At 75.1% G+C, this 14,434-nt stretch carries 15 protein-coding genes and 8 tRNA genes; 12 read left to right on the forward strand and 11 right to left on the reverse strand.

Going from position 1 to position 14,434, the window contains the following annotated elements:
• Positions 1 to 63: 63 nt before the first annotated feature.
• A complete protein-coding gene (locus tag ACFCLZ_RS08570) occupies positions 64 to 1,251 on the reverse strand; it encodes a hypothetical protein (protein WP_380284194.1) in 1,188 nt (395 codons plus the stop codon).
• 31 nt (positions 1,252 to 1,282) lie between these two features.
• Positions 1,283 to 1,837 (reverse strand): DUF4365 domain-containing protein, encoded by a 555-nt coding sequence (locus ACFCLZ_RS08575; RefSeq protein WP_380284196.1) that lies wholly within the window; start codon positions 1,835 to 1,837, stop codon positions 1,283 to 1,285.
• Between the two features lie 153 nt (positions 1,838 to 1,990).
• Between ACFCLZ_RS08575 and ACFCLZ_RS08580 the strand changes: the two genes are divergently transcribed.
• Positions 1,991 to 2,758: a 3'-5' exonuclease gene (locus tag ACFCLZ_RS08580; protein WP_380284197.1), complete on the forward strand. Its 768-nt coding sequence runs from the start codon at positions 1,991 to 1,993 to the stop codon at positions 2,756 to 2,758.
• A 66-nt stretch (positions 2,759 to 2,824) separates the two neighbouring features.
• On the opposite strand, the gene ACFCLZ_RS08585 is transcribed toward ACFCLZ_RS08580, so the two are convergent.
• The 3 genes from ACFCLZ_RS08585 to ACFCLZ_RS08595 all read right to left on the reverse strand — a co-directional run bounded on the left by ACFCLZ_RS08585 (position 2,825) and on the right by ACFCLZ_RS08595 (position 3,786).
• Positions 2,825 to 2,896: transfer RNA gene (locus ACFCLZ_RS08585), tRNA-Val, on the reverse strand.
• 206 nt (positions 2,897 to 3,102) lie between these two features.
• Positions 3,103 to 3,174: transfer RNA gene (locus tag ACFCLZ_RS08590), tRNA-Val, on the reverse strand.
• Positions 3,175 to 3,273: 99 nt separating this feature from the next.
• On the reverse strand, positions 3,274 to 3,786 hold the full coding sequence (locus ACFCLZ_RS08595; RefSeq protein ID WP_380284198.1) for a TIGR02611 family protein: 513 nt from the start codon (positions 3,784 to 3,786) through the stop codon (positions 3,274 to 3,276).
• 194 nt (positions 3,787 to 3,980) lie between these two features.
• On the opposite strand from ACFCLZ_RS08595, the gene ACFCLZ_RS08600 reads away from it, so the two are divergent.
• Positions 3,981 to 4,394 carry an SsgA family sporulation/cell division regulator gene (locus ACFCLZ_RS08600; protein WP_030056266.1) on the forward strand — a complete coding sequence of 138 codons (414 nt, stop codon included), beginning with the start codon at positions 3,981 to 3,983 and terminating at the stop codon, positions 4,392 to 4,394.
• 379 nt (positions 4,395 to 4,773) lie between these two features.
• A complete protein-coding gene (locus ACFCLZ_RS08605) occupies positions 4,774 to 5,343 on the forward strand; it encodes a CGNR zinc finger domain-containing protein (protein WP_380284199.1) in 570 nt (189 codons plus the stop codon).
• An 18-nt stretch (positions 5,344 to 5,361) separates the two neighbouring features.
• On the opposite strand, the gene ACFCLZ_RS08610 is transcribed toward ACFCLZ_RS08605, so the two are convergent.
• Positions 5,362 to 5,856 (reverse strand): hypothetical protein, encoded by a 495-nt coding sequence (locus ACFCLZ_RS08610; protein ID WP_380284200.1) that lies wholly within the window; start codon positions 5,854 to 5,856, stop codon positions 5,362 to 5,364.
• 147 nt (positions 5,857 to 6,003) lie between these two features.
• On the opposite strand from ACFCLZ_RS08610, the gene ACFCLZ_RS08615 reads away from it, so the two are divergent.
• The gene (locus ACFCLZ_RS08615) at positions 6,004 to 6,504 is read left to right on the forward strand and encodes a DsbA family protein (protein WP_380284201.1); all 501 of its coding nucleotides are present in this window, start codon (positions 6,004 to 6,006) and stop codon (positions 6,502 to 6,504) included.
• Positions 6,505 to 6,529: 25 nt separating this feature from the next.
• On the opposite strand, the gene ACFCLZ_RS08620 is transcribed toward ACFCLZ_RS08615, so the two are convergent.
• From ACFCLZ_RS08620 to ACFCLZ_RS08630, 3 genes are all read right to left on the reverse strand, one after another.
• Positions 6,530 to 7,372 (reverse strand): GNAT family N-acetyltransferase, encoded by an 843-nt coding sequence (locus ACFCLZ_RS08620; RefSeq protein WP_380284203.1) that lies wholly within the window; start codon positions 7,370 to 7,372, stop codon positions 6,530 to 6,532.
• Between the two features lie 95 nt (positions 7,373 to 7,467).
• Positions 7,468 to 8,298 carry an aminotransferase class IV gene (locus tag ACFCLZ_RS08625; protein ID WP_380284204.1) on the reverse strand — a complete coding sequence of 277 codons (831 nt, stop codon included), beginning with the start codon at positions 8,296 to 8,298 and terminating at the stop codon, positions 7,468 to 7,470.
• Positions 8,299 to 8,375: 77 nt separating this feature from the next.
• Positions 8,376 to 9,437: a chorismate-binding protein gene (locus tag ACFCLZ_RS08630; protein WP_380284205.1), complete on the reverse strand. Its 1,062-nt coding sequence runs from the start codon at positions 9,435 to 9,437 to the stop codon at positions 8,376 to 8,378.
• 290 nt (positions 9,438 to 9,727) lie between these two features.
• Here ACFCLZ_RS08630 and ACFCLZ_RS08635 point away from each other — a divergent pair.
• The 6 genes from ACFCLZ_RS08635 (at position 9,728) to ACFCLZ_RS08660 (ending at position 10,362) form a co-directional block, all read left to right on the forward strand.
• Positions 9,728 to 9,800 (forward strand) — tRNA-Gly (locus ACFCLZ_RS08635).
• 39 nt (positions 9,801 to 9,839) lie between these two features.
• Positions 9,840 to 9,913: transfer RNA gene (locus ACFCLZ_RS08640), tRNA-Cys, on the forward strand.
• A gap of 34 nt (positions 9,914 to 9,947) precedes the next feature.
• A tRNA-Val gene (locus tag ACFCLZ_RS08645) sits at positions 9,948 to 10,022 on the forward strand.
• A 27-nt stretch (positions 10,023 to 10,049) separates the two neighbouring features.
• Positions 10,050 to 10,121 (forward strand) — tRNA-Val (locus ACFCLZ_RS08650).
• Between the two features lie 56 nt (positions 10,122 to 10,177).
• Positions 10,178 to 10,249 (forward strand) — tRNA-Val (locus tag ACFCLZ_RS08655).
• Positions 10,250 to 10,290: 41 nt separating this feature from the next.
• Positions 10,291 to 10,362 (forward strand) — tRNA-Val (locus ACFCLZ_RS08660).
• 288 nt (positions 10,363 to 10,650) lie between these two features.
• Here ACFCLZ_RS08660 and ACFCLZ_RS08665 read toward each other — a convergent pair.
• Complete coding sequence (locus ACFCLZ_RS08665; RefSeq protein WP_380284206.1) at positions 10,651 to 10,851, reverse strand: hypothetical protein; 201 nt, start codon at positions 10,849 to 10,851, stop codon at positions 10,651 to 10,653.
• 441 nt (positions 10,852 to 11,292) lie between these two features.
• On the opposite strand from ACFCLZ_RS08665, the gene ACFCLZ_RS08670 reads away from it, so the two are divergent.
• Positions 11,293 to 12,693 (forward strand): serine/threonine-protein kinase, encoded by a 1,401-nt coding sequence (locus ACFCLZ_RS08670; RefSeq protein ID WP_380284207.1) that lies wholly within the window; start codon positions 11,293 to 11,295, stop codon positions 12,691 to 12,693.
• Positions 12,690 to 13,433 carry a hypothetical protein gene (locus tag ACFCLZ_RS08675; RefSeq protein ID WP_380284208.1) on the forward strand — a complete coding sequence of 248 codons (744 nt, stop codon included), beginning with the start codon at positions 12,690 to 12,692 and terminating at the stop codon, positions 13,431 to 13,433. Before ACFCLZ_RS08670 ends, ACFCLZ_RS08675 begins: the two co-directional genes overlap by 4 nt.
• A 136-nt stretch (positions 13,434 to 13,569) precedes the next feature.
• Here the strand turns inward: ACFCLZ_RS08675 and ACFCLZ_RS08680 are convergent, their stop codons facing one another.
• The gene (locus tag ACFCLZ_RS08680) at positions 13,570 to 14,379 is read right to left on the reverse strand and encodes a TrmH family RNA methyltransferase (protein WP_380284209.1); all 810 of its coding nucleotides are present in this window, start codon (positions 14,377 to 14,379) and stop codon (positions 13,570 to 13,572) included.
• Positions 14,380 to 14,434: the final 55 nt, after the last annotated feature.

Below are 14,434 nucleotides of genomic sequence, written 5' to 3' on the forward strand. Positions count from 1 at the left end.
GCACAGCGCTGCGCCTGACGATGGTACCGAGACCGGTGGCCCCACCGTCACCTCCGTCCCGTCCTACTCCCCCCGCCCCTCCCCCAGGGTCTTGAGCAGGCGCTCCCGCTCGGCCTCCTCCAGTCCGCACGGTTCCGGGCCGGTGGGCCGGACCAGCCGGCGGAAGCCGCCGCGCCGCTCCAGACGGCCGCTGATCCGCACCGGGGTGCCGGCCAGGTGGGCCTCGGCGGCGGTCCGGTAGGCGGGGTCGGGCAGCCGGACCTTGACCTCGTCGACCTCGGCGCCGCCGAGCACCCGCAGGCGCACGCTGCCCGGGCCGGCGGGGTCGGCGCGCTTGAGGCGGACGACGAGGCCGACGAGGGTGACGGCGACGGCGGGCTCGATGCGCTCCAGCAGTTCGGCGGCCTCGCCGAGGGCGGGCAGGTCGCCGGGCGAGAACTCGACGGCGATCCGGCGGTCGCCGAAGCCGCCCGGGGTGCCGGCGGCGGCCGACCAGGCGACGGTGAACCGGCCCGCGGTGGCGCCGCGCACCAGCTCCTGGACGGACTCGACGAGTTCGCGGCTGACGCCGGACTGGACGGCGTTCTCGAAGGCCTCGCCGCCGCCGCTGACCCGCCGGTAGTCGACGGCGTCGCGCAGCGCCTCCAGGGCGCGGACCAGGGTGGTGACGGCGGCCCGGCCCTCGGGGGCGGGCGTGTAGGCGGTCAGGCCGGAGCCGCCGTCGACGACCAGGACCCGGTCGAGGAAGTCGCCGGCCCAGGCGTCGAGGCGGGCGCCGAAGTAGGCGGCGCGGGTGCGGCCGGCCTTGGCGCCGGCGGCGAGCATGGCGCGGGCGGCGAGCCGGAGCCGTTCGGTGTCGTCCCAGGGCAGGGCGCCGGGGGCGGCGGCGCCCTGGGGTGCGGCGAGGTCGCGGTGCCACTGGAGCTCGTCGCCGGGGACGGCCAGGGCGAGCAGGATGGCGCGGGCCGAGGGGCTGGCGGAGCGGGCGAGCGCGGTGACGGCGTCGGTGAGCAGGTCGACGGCGTCGTCGAAGCCGTCACCGGCGGGGACGAGCAGGCTGACGCCGGGGTCGGTGCCCTCGGGGGGCGTCCAGCGGCCGTAGCGGGCGGAGGGGCCGCCGCGCCGGACCCAGCCGTGCCGGGCGAGCAGGGTGGCGAGCACCGCGGGGTCGACGGCGGCCGGATCGGGCAGCGGCCCGGTCTGCGGGGGTTCGCCGAGCGTGGGACGCATCGGCCCGTGGGGCAGTGTCATGGGGCGGCTCCTCCCGGCCGGGCCCGGGCCGTCACGGGCTGCCGCCCGCGCCGACCCGGGCCATGATGTCGCACAGGGCGCGGTCGTCGAAGACCTTCGCGGTGGGGACCCGGACGTTGGTGCGGCGCTGCCCGGTGACGGGGTGGCCGGCCAGGTTGACCCAGTAGCAGCAGTGCCGCAGTTCGAGGGCGTCGGGGCGGGCGGCGAGCCAGCGGTCGACGCGGCGGGGCAGCAGCATGACGACGAGGATCCGGGGCACGGCGACCCGGGGGCGGGCGAGCTTGCGCAGGTGGTCGTTGTCCAGGGTGAAGGAGAAGAACGCGCCGCGCGGGTCGGGTGCGATCTGCTGGGTGGCCTTCAGCTGGATCTTGACGGTGACCTCGTCGTCGACCTCGTGGCTGCGCGAGCCGTGGCTGACCTGCCAGTCGATGCCGTTGTCGGGGAACGGCTGGGAGAGCGAGCAGCCGGCCGCGGCCGCGACCGCGTGCAGGTAGCCGACCTGCAGAGTCTCCATGCAGGCGGTCACCGCCAGGTCGCCCCGCAGGACGTCCGCCGCCTCCTCGGGCTGCGGCTGCGTCAGCGCCATGACCGTTCGTCCTCCCCCGTCCCCCCGGGCCCGTCCGGATTCGAACAGGGCGCCCGTGGGCAGGGTGCCCGGCCGGTGCGGCGCCAAACGGTTGAGGGGGCGTCAGGGGCGGGTATCACCGGGGCGGGAACGCGCCGTTTTCGAGGGGCAGTCATGCAGCAGCACTGGTTCACCGGCCCGCTCGCCTCCTTCGACACCGAGACCACCGGCGTGGACATCGAGACCGATCGCGTCGTCTCGGCCGCCCTGGTCGTCCAAACCGCCCCGGGCACGCCCCCGGTGGCCACCGACTGGCTCGCCGACCCCGGCGTGCCGATACCCGACGGCGCCCGCGCGGTGCACGGGATCAGCGACGAGACGGTGCGGGCGCACGGGCGGCCGGCCGCGGTGGTGGTCGCCGAGGTCGCCGCCGCGCTCGCCGAGCAGGCACGGGCCGGGCGGCCGGTGGTGGTGATGAACGCGCCCTACGACCTGACGCTGCTGGACCGGGAGCTGCGCCGGCACCGGGGGGTGTCGCTGGCCGAGGCGATCGGCCCGGCGGCGCTGCTGGTGCTGGATCCGCGGGTGCTGGACAAGTACGTGGACCGCTACCGCCGGGGCCGGCGGACCCTGACCGACCTGTGCGCGCACTACGGGGTGGAGCTGACCGGGGCGCACGACGCGGGGGCGGACGCGAGGGCGGCGCTGGAGGTGGTGCGGACGATCGGCGCGCGGTACCCGGGGGCGCTGGGCGGGCTGACGGCGGCGGAGCTGCACCTGCGGCAGGCGGTCTGGCACGCGGCGCAGGCGCGCGGGCTGCAGGCCTGGTTCGACCGGTCGGGGGCGGACGAGCGGGTGGACCTGTCGTGGCCGCTGCGGCCGGCCCGGTGCGGTTGCGGCCGCCGGCTGTCGCCGGAGCACGAGTGCGAGGTGGCGGCGTAGCCCGCCGGACCCGGGAACGCCGCAGGCCCCGACCGGTCTTCCGATCAGGGCCTGCGTGCTGTCCGGTGGGCGATACTGGGATCGAACCAGTGACCCCTTCGGTGTGAACGAAGTGCTCTCCCGCTGAGCTAATCGCCCGGGCAACGAGAAGAACTGTAGCACCATTCGGGGGGTGTCGTACAACTCGTTCGGGGAGTGCCGCCCGACGCATCCGCAGAACTCCTGCGCGGCACGGAAGGTGACTGGGACTCAGCACATTCCCGGCACCGTTCGGCGGATTGTGGAAATACATGTGAGGCCCAGCCGATAATCGGCTGGGCCTCACATATCACAATGCATTCCGGTGGGCGATACTGGGATCGAACCAGTGACCCCTTCGGTGTGAACGAAGTGCTCTCCCGCTGAGCTAATCGCCCGGGTGCAGGGAAAACATTACCGCATCCCGGGGGGTGGTCCGAACACGCCGCCTCCCCCGGACGGCCCTCCCCGGGAGGCGGCGGACGGGGCCGGACGGCTCAGTCCTCGTGGATCTTCCAGGGCATGACCAGCCCGTACTTCCACAGGTACCAGCCGCCGAGCGCGGCGATCAGCGTCAGGCCGATCACGGTCAGCGTCAGGTTGCGGCGCCGGACCCGCGGGTCCAGGGCCTTCTGCGCGGCCTCGGCCACCTTGCGGCGGGTCCAGCGCAGTGCCAGCTGGGCCCAGACGAACTCGGTCGCCCAGACGCCCATGCCCAGGAAGATGACCACCCAGCCGGGGCCGGGCAGCGGAAGCATGATCACGCCGAGCACCACGACGGCCAGGCCGACCAGGAAGACGGCCACCTGCCAGCTCAGGTGCAGCGGACGGGAGCGGCGGATGAACCGCGGGGCGCGCGAGCCGAGCGGCTTGCCGCCCTCGGCGCCGCCCTCCGGGGCCCCCTCGTCACCCGCACCCGTCGGCACCCCCGTGTCGTCCGGCACGATCGCATCCCCCGTTCCGGTGTTCCCGCCCGCGTCCCCGCGTGCCTCGTCGCTTCGCACAGTCATGCCAGGAAACTAACCGAGAAGGGGCCCGGTAATCGCCCGGCGGACACTCTGTGGCGATTCCGCAATGCGCCGTAAGGGGTACGACTCGCGCCCGAATCGGGACAGAGGGGTTTACATCGGTCGTGGAGGTGGGATGGTCCGTTCGCCGACGTGCGATTCCCCGAGCGCACACTGAGCGAAAGGCCATGGCGCTTATGAACACCACGGTCAGCTGCGAGCTGCACCTGCGCCTCATCGTGTCCAGCGAGTCCTCACTGCCCGTCCCCGCGGGCCTTCGCTACGACACCGCCGACCCCTATGCCGTGCACGCCACCTTCCACACCGGCGCCGACGAGACCGTGGAGTGGGTGTTCGCCCGAGATCTCCTTGCGGAGGGGCTGCACCGACCCACCGGTACGGGCGACGTCCGGGTGTGGCCCTCGCGCAGTCACGGGCAAGGGGTGGTCTGCATCGCCCTGAGCTCTCCGGAAGGAGAAGCCCTGCTGGAGGCCCCGGCCCGGGCGCTTGAGTCGTTCCTCAAGCGGACGGACGCCGCCGTGCCCCCCGGCACCGAACACCGTCACTTCGACCTCGACCGGGAGCTGTCCCACATCCTCGCCGAAAGCTGACCCCGACCGGTGGCGGTCGCACCCCGCTGTCGGCGGGGTCGTAGCCCCTGCCGTCAACCGCAGCCGTCCTACTCGGGGGCACGGCAGCAGAATCAGCCGCGCACGACGCGGTCTCGGGGCCGGTGACGAAACGGTTCTCTCCCCAGTGGAGCGGGCCCGCAGCACCGAAGGCGCCCGGCACCGGAGCCGGCCATCCCGCGGATGGCCGGCCTCGCTGCCGGGCGCGGCCGTTTTCCGCAGAAGGATCCGCACACACTGGCGGAATCCGTACGCATCTTCGACGCAAGCCGCCGCCGCACGCCGCACCGCCCCGGTATGGTCGGGGAATGACCCGTAGTCGCGGGGTGCCCACGACCCCCTCCGCGCGAGGAGCCTCCACGTGCTGATCACCCATGACACCGAGTGCGCGCTGAGCATCCTCGTCGAGCTGCTCAACACCGCACCCGAGGTGTGCGGCACCGAGCTGCTGCCCGACGTGGCCGCGCTCGACGCGTTCGTGGGCCGGCAGGAGATCAGCGAGGTCGACTCGCTGACCGGCGACGACCTGCGCCGGGTGCACGAGCTGCGCTCACGGCTGCGCGAGGTCTTCGGCACGGAGTCCACCGAGGAGGCCGCCGAACTGGTCAACGCGCTGGTCGCGGCGGCCGGCACGACCCCCCGGCTGACCAACCACGACCACCACGGGTGGCACATCCACTACTTCGCGCCGCACGCCGCCCTCGGCGACCACCTGGCCGCCGAACTCGGCATGGCGCTGGCCTTCATCCTCACCGCGGGCGAGCGCGAACGGCTGCGCCGCTGCGAGGCGCCGGACTGCGCGCGGGTCTTCGTGGACCTCTCGCGCAACCGCTCGCGCCGCTACTGCGACAGCCGGACCTGCGGGAACCGCCTGCACGTGGCCGCCTACCGGGCCCGCCAGCGCTCGGCGGACCCGGTCGCCTCGGCCTGAGCGGCCGGGACGCCGCGCTCAGATGCCGCGGCGGCGCAGGATCTCCTCGATGTCGGCGAACTCGCCGCCGAGGCCGTCGTCGCCCTTGCCCCGCCCGGTGCCCTTGGCCTTCTCGGCGCGCTGCGGCGCCGGCTGAGCGGCCGGGGCCGCGGCGGGAGCCACGGCCGGACGGGCCGGGGCGGGCCCGGCGGCGGGCGCGGCGCCCTCGCGTCCCTCGGTCACGGCGCCGCGCCGGCCCACCCAGCGGGTGGTGACGAGCAGCCCCGCCGAGATCGCCAGCAGCACGATGCCGGTCCACACCCGGGGGTCGAGGACCAGCTTCACCGCCCAGTCGGCGATCTCGTCGCCGATCGTCCGGGCCACCGGGAACAGGCCGGTCAGGTAGAGGCCGGCGGGCAGCAGCGCGACGGCGAACCAGCGGGTCGCGGAGAGGAAGCGCCGGCGGTAGGCGCGCAGGCCCGCCACGGCCGTGCCGGCCGCCGTCAACGTGAACGCGACCGCCGCCGTCAGCACGGCCGCCTCCTCTCGGTCCTCACTCCGGCCGTCGGACTGCCGGTCGAACTGATCATCTCGTCGGACCTCCCACGAACTCCGGTCTGGCGAACTGGCCGGACCCGGTCGCCGAAACGGCACAGGCCCCACTGATGGAACACTGGGGGCATGATCGAAGGTTCCCTCCCCCGTCTCGAGTTCTGGTGCGAGCTCCAGTGCCCGGACTGCCGCACCGCCCTGGCCGACGTCCGTACGCTGCGCGCCCGCTACGGCGACGCGCTGGCGATCGAGCTGCGGCACTTCCCGCTGGAGAAGCACAAGCACGCCTACGCCGCCGCCGAGGCCGCCGAGGAGGCGTTCGCGCAGGGCCTCGGCTGGCCGTTCGTCGAGGCGCTGCTGGAGCGGGTCGAGGACCTGGAGGCGCGCGGCACCGAGGTGCTGCTGGAGGTGGCCCGGGAGGTCGGGGTGGACGCCGAGGAGGTGGACACCGCGCTGGTGGACGGGCGGCACATGCTGACCGTGGACGCCGACCAGGCCGAGGGCCGGGCGATCGGGGTGACGGGCACGCCGACGTACGTGATCGCCGGGCAGCGCCTCGACGGCGGGAAGAGCCAGGACGGCCTGCTGGAGCGCGTCGTCGCCGCCGTCGAGGCCGCGAAGGCGTCCTGACCCGCGGCGGGCCGCCGGCCCGCCGTCACAGCAGCGGCTTGCCGTACACCCGGTTGGTGACCCGGTAGCCGAGCGACTCGTAGAGGCGGATCGCGACCGAGTTGCCGCTGAAGACGTTCAGCCCGAGGTGGCGGACGCCCGCCGACAGGCAGGCGTGCTCGGCGAGGCGCATCAGCGTCCGGCCGTGGCCGCGCCCCCGGTGGGCGTCGGCCACCTCGACCACCATCACCCAGGCCAGCGGGGCGCCGTCGGGCAGGTCGCGCAGCCGCAGCGCCAGCCAGAGCGAGCCCAGCGGCTCCTCCCCGGCCCCGTACAGGCGGCGCAGCGCGACGCCCGCGGTGTCCGCGCCCTGCGGCAGGAGCCTGGCGTGGTCGGCGTCGGCCTTGGCGCGGGCCTCCTCCTCGTCGAGGCCGGAGGCGCACAGGTCGTGCAGGTAGCCGGCCTTGGCCTCGGCCAGCCAGGCCGGGAACTCGGCGGCGCCGATCGGGCGGGCGGCGACGCCGGTCGGCAGGGCCGGCGGCGCGTCCAGCCGTTTGACCATGTTCCGCATCCGCTCGGTGTAGCCGAGGGTGACCGCGAGCGAGCGGGCGACCTGCGCGGCTTCGGGGATGTCGGCGTCCACCCGGGTGCAGCCCCAGCCGCGCAGCACCTCCTCGGCGGCCAGCGCGCCGATCGTCCCGCGCCCCCGGCCGCGTCCGCTGCTGACCTCCAACTCTGCTATCTCGCCCCAGAGTTGGCCGCCGCGCCGGACGGCCGTGGTGCGCAGGCCGCCGACCGGGCGGCCGTTGACGCAGATCTGCCAGCGCCGGGTGCGGCCGCCGGCGGGGGTGGGGGTCTCCGGGCTTTCGGGGCGCAGCGTGGTGGTCATGTCGGGGTCCCTTCCCCGCCGTCCGGCTCTTCTACCGGTCCGGACGCCGCCGGCCCCGCCGGGGGTTCCCTCGGCGGGGCGGCGGGGGCGGGTGCTCAGGGGTCGAGGTCGTCGCCGCTGCGCTGGGCGAAGGCGGCCATGGCCTTGGCGGTGACCGGGCCGGGGCCGGGCAGTTCGCGGTCGTCGACGCGGGTGACGGCCTGGACGTCGCGCAGGGAGGAGGTCAGGAAGATCTCCTCGGCCTCCTGGAGGGCGTCGAGCGGAAGGTCGGCCTCCTCGGCGCCGCACCAGTCGACGACGAGCTGCCGGGTGATGCCGGCCAGGCAGCCGGAGGCGAGCGGCGGGGTGAGCAGGCGGCCGCCGAGGACGACGAAGACGTTGGAGCCGGTGCCCTCGCAGAGCCGGCCGGCGGTGTTGGCGAGCAGGGCCTCGGAGGCGTGGGTGCGGTGGGCGGCGGCGAGGGCGACGACGTTCTCGGCGTAGGAGGTGGTCTTGAGGCCGGCGACGGCGCTGTGCTCGTTGCGGCGCCAGGGGACGACCGTGACGGCGGTGGTGTCGGGGCGGCGGGTGGCGGTGCCGAGGGAGGCCACCAGGGTGGGGCCGGTGTCGCCGCGCTCGGAGCCGAGCGGCGCGGTGCCGCCGGTGTAGGTGATGCGCAGGCGGCCGAGCGGCATCGGGTTGGCGGCGAGGACGGCGGCGCAGGCCTCGCGGACCAGGTCGTGGTCGGGGTCGGGCAGGCCGAGGCCGCGGGCGGAGCGGGTGAGCCGCTCCAGGTGGCGGGTGACGGCGAAGGCCTTGCCGTCGACGGCCTTCATGGTCTCGAAGACGCCGTCGCCGGTGGTGAGTCCGTGGTCCAGGACGGACAGGGCCGGGTCGGCGGAGTCGACGAGGGTGCCGTTGACCCAGCTGGTGGTCGGGTGCTGCATCGCGGGGTGCTCCTCGCGGGACGGGCGCGGGCCGGCCGGCTGCGGATGGCGGCGCCGGGCTCGGTCCGTGTCGGGGTTCAGTCGGAGTCGGGACGGATGTCGGTGCCCGACGCTATCGCGACCAGACGGGCGGCCTTCAGCTCGGTTTCCGCCCATTCACGGTCGGGGTCGGAGCCCCAGGTGATGCCGGCGCCGGTGCCGAAGCGCAGTTCGGGCGCCGCGGGGTCGGTCCGGTCGATCCAGAAGGTGCGGATGCCGACGGCGAGTTCGGCCTCGCCGCGGTCGGCGTCGACCCAGCCGACGGCGCCGCAGTAGGGGCCGCGCGGGGCGGTCTCCAGGGCTTCGATGATCCGCAGGGCGCTGGACTTGGGGGCGCCGGTGACGGAGCCGGGCGGGAAGGTGGCGGCGAACAGCCCGGGCCAGCCGGCGTCCGGGCGCAGGGTGCCCTCGACGGTGGAGACCAGGTGGACCAGGCCGGGATGCTTCTCGACCGCGCACAGGTCGGGCACGGTGACGGTGCCGGTGGCGCAGACCCGGCCGAGGTCGTTGCGGACCAGGTCGACGATCATCACGTTCTCCGCGTGGTCCTTGTCGAGCAGGTCGTGCTCGGTGCGGCCGGTGCCCTTGATCGGGCCGGAGGAGACGGTGCGGCCGGTGCGGCGCAGGTAGAGCTCGGGCGAGGCGGTGGCGATCTCCACGCCGTGCCCGGGCAGCCGGATCGTTCCCGCGTAGGGGGCCGGGTTGCCGTGGGCGAGCAGCCCGGTGAGGGCGTCGATGTCGGAGCGGGCGGGGTCGGGCAGCGGTGCGCAGAGCACCCGGCAGAGGTTGGCCTGGTAGACCTCGCCGGCCGCGATGTGCTCGCGGACGCGGCGCACGCCCGCGGTGTAGGCGGCGCGGTCGAGCGAGCTGCGCCAGGCGCCGGCGGCCGGGCCGAGCCAGCCGGCGCCGGAGGGCGGGGCCGGGGCGGGGCGGACGTCCTCGAAGCGGGCGCAGGTGAGGCGGCCCTCGAAGTCGTAGGCGACGGCCCACCAGCCGGCGGAGTCCAGGGCGGCCGGGTCGGAGGTGACGTCGCGCAGCCCGGTCGCCAGGCGGCCGCCGAAGCGGGCGAGGGGGTGCTGGGGGGCGGGGTGGCCGGACACGGTTCTCCTGCACGGGGCTCTGCTCGGGTTGCGGTGCCTGAAGTGTAGGCCGGGGGGCGTGAGCAGAGCCGGGCGTCGCGCCGGCGTACGCCGGGTGACCTGCGGGTGTCACCCAGGGTGTCGATCGCCCCCGGCCGCACCCGTCCGGGCCGGTCGGCGCGGGGGCGTCCGGCGGCGACCCGCCGGGCATGCTGCGGGAACGGATTTTTCGCTGGCCCGGTAATCCGCTAGAGTTCAACACGTCGCCAGGGAGCGCAGCCGGGAAAACCGGTGAAGACCCCGGGAGACAGGCGGACGTGGCTCAGTTGGTAGAGCATCACCTTGCCAAGGTGAGGGTCGCGAGTTCGAATCTCGTCGTCCGCTCGACGAAGGACAGTGTAGGATCGTCCTTCAGTGTTGCCTGGTGGAGTGGCCGAGAGGCGAGGCAACGGCCTGCAAAGCCGTCTACACGGGTTCAAATCCCGTCTCCACCTCCAAGGGGCTCACCCGGCTCAGCCGGGTGGCCTCCCCGCGCGATTAGCTCAGCGGGAGAGCACTACCTTGACACGGTAGGGGTCACTGGTTCAATCCCAGTATCGCGCACCATGCCCGGCCCTGCCGGACACCTGCCCCGCGCGATTAGCTCAGCGGGAGAGCACCACCTTGACACGGTGGGGGTCACTGGTTCAATCCCAGTATCGCGCACGTCGGATCTTGGGTGATCTTCGGATCCCGGGGTTCGTTGCGGTCGCACCGCATCCGCGCGATTAGCTCAGCGGGAGAGCACTACCTTGACACGGTAGGGGTCACTGGTTCAATCCCAGTATCGCGCACGTCGGACCCCCCGGGGTCTGCTGCAGGACCGCCTTACCAGGCGCGATTAGCTCAGCGGGAGAGCACTACCTTGACACGGTAGGGGTCACTGGTTCAATCCCAGTATCGCGCACAGTGACGGCCGGGGCCGCGACTCGTAACGGGTCGCGGCCCCGGCCGTTTCGGCGTTCCCGGGAACGTTCCGAGAGCGTTCCCGGGCGCACGAGGGGAACAGCGGAAGAGCCGCGTACGGTCGCCCTCACCGACGTCCGTACGCGGCGTCTCCGCCTGCCGGGGCGCTCTGCGCGCCGCTCTCGCCCGTCCGCGTGTCATCGCGGGCGCGGCCTCCCCGGCCGGCACTGGCTCCCCGTCCCCTGGGGATCAGTGCCCGTTTCGGTGGGCACCCTCGGTGCCCCGCCCGTCAGTGGCCGATCAGCTCGGCCACCGCCTGGGCCTGGTTCGCCATCTGCTCCCAGCCGCCGAACAGCATGGCCAGCAGCACCGCGCAGGGCAGTGCCATGGCCACCGCGACCGCCGGGTGCCTGGTGGGCTCCGCGGCGCCGCGCTGGGTGAAGGCCGGCCGACGGCGGCGGGAGGTGGATCCCATGGGCTGCGGTGCCATGCCCTTGACTCCTCTTGCTGAGCTCGGCCGGTGGATGGACGGTGGTGCACGTGGACGCGGTGGACGGCTTACCTCGGGGGACGAGCTCCCCGTCCACCGCTGAGAACAACGGTATGGCGGGAGGGGGTTGGCGGGCGTCATGCCGTCGTACTGTTCTCCGGGCCTCCCGGAGGATGACGATCCGACCTGGGGAGTACTACCGCAGGCGGAGACGTCCGCGACCCGGTCCCAGGGGGAACCCTGAGAGGAAACCCCGAGAAACGATTCGGCAGCGCACCATCCGGATGTCAGTCCAAGATCCGACAATCGGACGGTGGCTTCAGGTGTTGCGTATCAGCACACCGCAGCGGGCAGTCCGTAAGCTGTGCCAGACAGGAACTGACGACGCCCCATCCGACGGGGCCTCACCCACAGTCTGACGGGGAAACGAGAATGGCGATGATGCGGCTGAGGCGTGAGGACCCCCGCATCGTCGGGCCGTACCGTCTGCACCGGCGGCTGGGAGCCGGCGGCATGGGCGTGGTCTACCTCGGATCGGACCGCCGGGGCCAGCGCGTCGCGCTCAAGCTGATCCGGTCCGAGCTGGCTGAGGACGTCGAGTTCCGCACCCGCTTCGCCCGCGAGATCGCCGCCGCCTCCCGGATCCGCGGCGGCTGCACCGCCCGCGTCATGGGCTCCGACATCGAGGCCGACCGGCCCTGGCTGGCCACCGCGTACGTCCCCGGGCCGTCGCTGTACAAGCGGGTCGGCGACGAGGGGGCGCTCGGCTGGCCCGAGGTCGCCCGGATCGGGGCCGCGCTCGCCGACGGGCTCGTCAAGGTGCACGAGGCCGGCGTCGTCCACCGGGACCTCAAGCCGTCCAACATCCTGCTGTCGCCGCGCGGGCCGCGCATCATCGACTTCGGCATCGCCTGGTCGCGCGGGGCCAGCACGCTCACCCACGTCGGCACCGCTGTCGGCTCGCCCGGCTTCCTCGCCCCCGAGCAGGTCCGCGGGGCCGCCGTCACGCCCGCGACCGACGTCTTCGCCTTCGGCGCGACCCTCGCGTACGCGCTCACCGGTGACACCCCGTTCGGCTCCGGGGCCTCCTCGGAGGTCATGCTCTACCGCGTCGTCCACGAGGAGCCCGACCTGGCGGCGGTGCCGCCGCAGCTGGCGCCGCTGATCCGGGCCTGCCTGGCCAAGGAGCCCGCCGAGCGGCCCGGTGCGGCCGCGCTGCACGAGCGGCTGAGCGAGCTGGCCGTGCGCGGCACGGCGGCCGGTCCGGGTCCCGCGCCGGGCGGCGCGGCGGGCCACGGCTCCGGCGGGCCGTTCGGTCGGGCCCGCGGGGCCGCGCGCGGCCAGCAGGCCGCGTCCGGGGCCGTCGGCGGCGCGGGCGCGGGCCGGGCGGGCGCCGTCCGGGGTGCCGCGGGGCCCGGCGCGGACCGGGCCGGGGCTCCGGGGCATCCGGGACACCCCGGGCATCCGGCGCGTCCGGCCGGGGTGGTGCCGGGCGCACCGCCGCCCGCCGCACCGCGCGGCGTCCCGGCGCCCGGGCGGGCACCCGAACAGGCCGCCGCCTCCGCCCGGGCCCGGGCGGGCACGGCGGGCGGCGCACCGCGCCGGGCCTCCGGGCCGACCGACGGGCAGGCGGCCACCGCGCCGCTCCCCGGCCCGAGGCGGCCCACGCCACCCGGCCGATGCGCGAGCGCCAGCAGACCCCGCCGCCCGGGCACGAGCGCCGGCAGCGGCCGGGCGGGCCGCGCGGCCGGGCGGGCGACCGGCAGCACACACCCGCACCCGGCGGGCGCCCCGGGACCGCCCGGCAGCGGCTGCTGCGGCAGCGGCTGGTGGTGTTCGTGACGGTGACGGTGGGGGTCGCGCTGGCCATCGCGGCGGCGCAGGGGTGCGAGAACCGGGACAAGCAGGGGCTGCGGGCGCCCACGAGCGCCGCGACCGCGCCGGCCGGCCCGGGGCCCTCGTCCACTGCGGTGACTCCGGAGGCGTCGGGCGGGACGGGGGTCTCGGCGGACGGGCTCGCCTCCTCGACCACCCCGCTGGCCGCCGCCGCGCACGGGGCCCCGGCCGCCGGCGGCGCGGAGAGCGCGCTGATGCCGGCGCAGGGCGCGGGTCCGGCGGTCGACTGGCCGAACCGCTCCTACACCGATCCGGCGGGCGGTCCGGCGATCTCCCTGCGGGACGGCCGCTCGGCGGGCGCGGGCCCGCAGGTCGTGCTGAGCGCGGTGCTCCCGGCCCGGTACAAGGGCGCACCGGCGGCGCTGGTCGTGCTGCGGCGCTCGGAGGGCTCGGTGCCGGTCGACCTGGTGCAGCTGTTCTCCTTCACCGGGGACGCCCCGGTCGCCCTGACCTCGCGCTCCTCGGCGGCGGACCCGCAGGCGACGGCGGCCTGGCGGCTGGAGGGCGGGGCGCTGGTGCGGGAGGAGCGGGTCGCCCAGACCGGGGCCGCCACCTCCACCCGCTACACGCTGCGCGCGGACGGCACCCTGGAGGAGTCCTGGCCCGGCTCCCCCACCATGACTCCCCCGGCCACCGTCCCGCCCCCCGCCGCGGCCCCCGCACCCCCGACCTCCCCGGCGGGCTGACGCCGGGAGCGGCTTCCCGCGCACCGCGGCACCGTCCCCCGCCGACGGCGAGCGCGGGGCCATGGCGCCGCGACGGGGCTGCGAGCCGGAGCAGGAAGTCGGCGGGGCCGACTTCCTGCTCCGGGCCGTGGTGGGGTCAGGCGGTGGTGGTGACGGCGTAGAAGGCGACGGCCGCGGCGGCGCCGACGTTGAGCGAGTCGACGCCGTGGGCCATCGGGATGCGTACCGCGTGGTCGGCGGCGGCCAGGGCGCGAGGGGTGAGGCCGTCGCCCTCGGCACCGAGCATCAGGGCCGCCTTGGGGAGGCGGTGCGGGGCGAGGCCGGCCAGGTCGACGGCGGTGTCGGCCGGGGTGAGGGCGAGCAGGCTGAAGCCGGCGGCGCGCACCGTGTCCAGGGCGGTCGGCCAGGGGTCCAGCCGGGCGTACGGGACGGCGAAGACGGCGCCCATCGAGACCTTCACCGCGCGCCGGTACAGCGGGTCCGCGCAGTCGGGCGAGAGCAGGACGGCGTCCATGCCCAGGGCGGCGGCGCTGCGGAAGATCGCGCCCAGGTTGGTGTGGTCGACCAGGCCCTCCAGGACGGCCACCCGGCGGGCGCCGGCCAGCAGTTCGGCGGCGTCCGGCAGTGGCTGCCGCTCCATCGAGGCGAGGGCGCCGCGGTGGACGTGGTAGCCGGTGACGGCCTCGGCCAGGGCGGGTTCGACGACGTGGACGGGGGCGTCGGCCTCGGCGATGACGTCGGCCATCACGTCCAGCCACTTGGAGGTCAGCAGCATCGACCGCATCCGGTAGCCGGCCGCCAGGGCGCGGCGCACGACCTTCTCGCCCTCCGCGATGAACAGGCCCTCGGCGGGTTCGCGGCGGCGGCGGAGTTCGACGTCGGTCAGGCCGGTGTAGTCGGCGAGGCGCGGGTCGGCGGGGTCGGTGATGGTGCTGGGTTCGGACACCCTGCGATCTTGCCAAGTCGGGCCGGGGAAGGCCAACCGGCCCAATGGGCGGGGT

The organism is Kitasatospora purpeofusca (genome assembly GCF_042691725.1).
GTDB classification, from domain to species: domain Bacteria; phylum Actinomycetota; class Actinomycetes; order Streptomycetales; family Streptomycetaceae; genus Kitasatospora; species Kitasatospora purpeofusca_B.

Coding starts and splice junctions, on each gene's coding strand:
- ACFCLZ_RS08580 (WP_380284197.1), top strand. CDS start 1,991: ATGCAGCAGCACTGGTTCACCGGCCCGCTCGCCTCCTTCGACACCGAG.
- ACFCLZ_RS08600 (WP_030056266.1), top strand. CDS start 3,981: ATGAACACCACGGTCAGCTGCGAGCTGCACCTGCGCCTCATCGTGTCC.
- ACFCLZ_RS08575 (WP_380284196.1), bottom strand. CDS start 1,837: ATGGCGCTGACGCAGCCGCAGCCCGAGGAGGCGGCGGACGTCCTGCGG.
- ACFCLZ_RS08670 (WP_380284207.1), top strand. CDS start 11,293: ATGCGGCTGAGGCGTGAGGACCCCCGCATCGTCGGGCCGTACCGTCTG.
- ACFCLZ_RS08625 (WP_380284204.1), bottom strand. CDS start 8,298: ATGCAGCACCCGACCACCAGCTGGGTCAACGGCACCCTCGTCGACTCC.
- ACFCLZ_RS08615 (WP_380284201.1), top strand. CDS start 6,004: ATGATCGAAGGTTCCCTCCCCCGTCTCGAGTTCTGGTGCGAGCTCCAG.
- ACFCLZ_RS08595 (WP_380284198.1), bottom strand. CDS start 3,786: ATGACTGTGCGAAGCGACGAGGCACGCGGGGACGCGGGCGGGAACACC.
- ACFCLZ_RS08620 (WP_380284203.1), bottom strand. CDS start 7,372: ATGACCACCACGCTGCGCCCCGAAAGCCCGGAGACCCCCACCCCCGCC.
- ACFCLZ_RS08665 (WP_380284206.1), bottom strand. CDS start 10,851: ATGGCACCGCAGCCCATGGGATCCACCTCCCGCCGCCGTCGGCCGGCC.
- ACFCLZ_RS08570 (WP_380284194.1), bottom strand. CDS start 1,251: ATGACACTGCCCCACGGGCCGATGCGTCCCACGCTCGGCGAACCCCCG.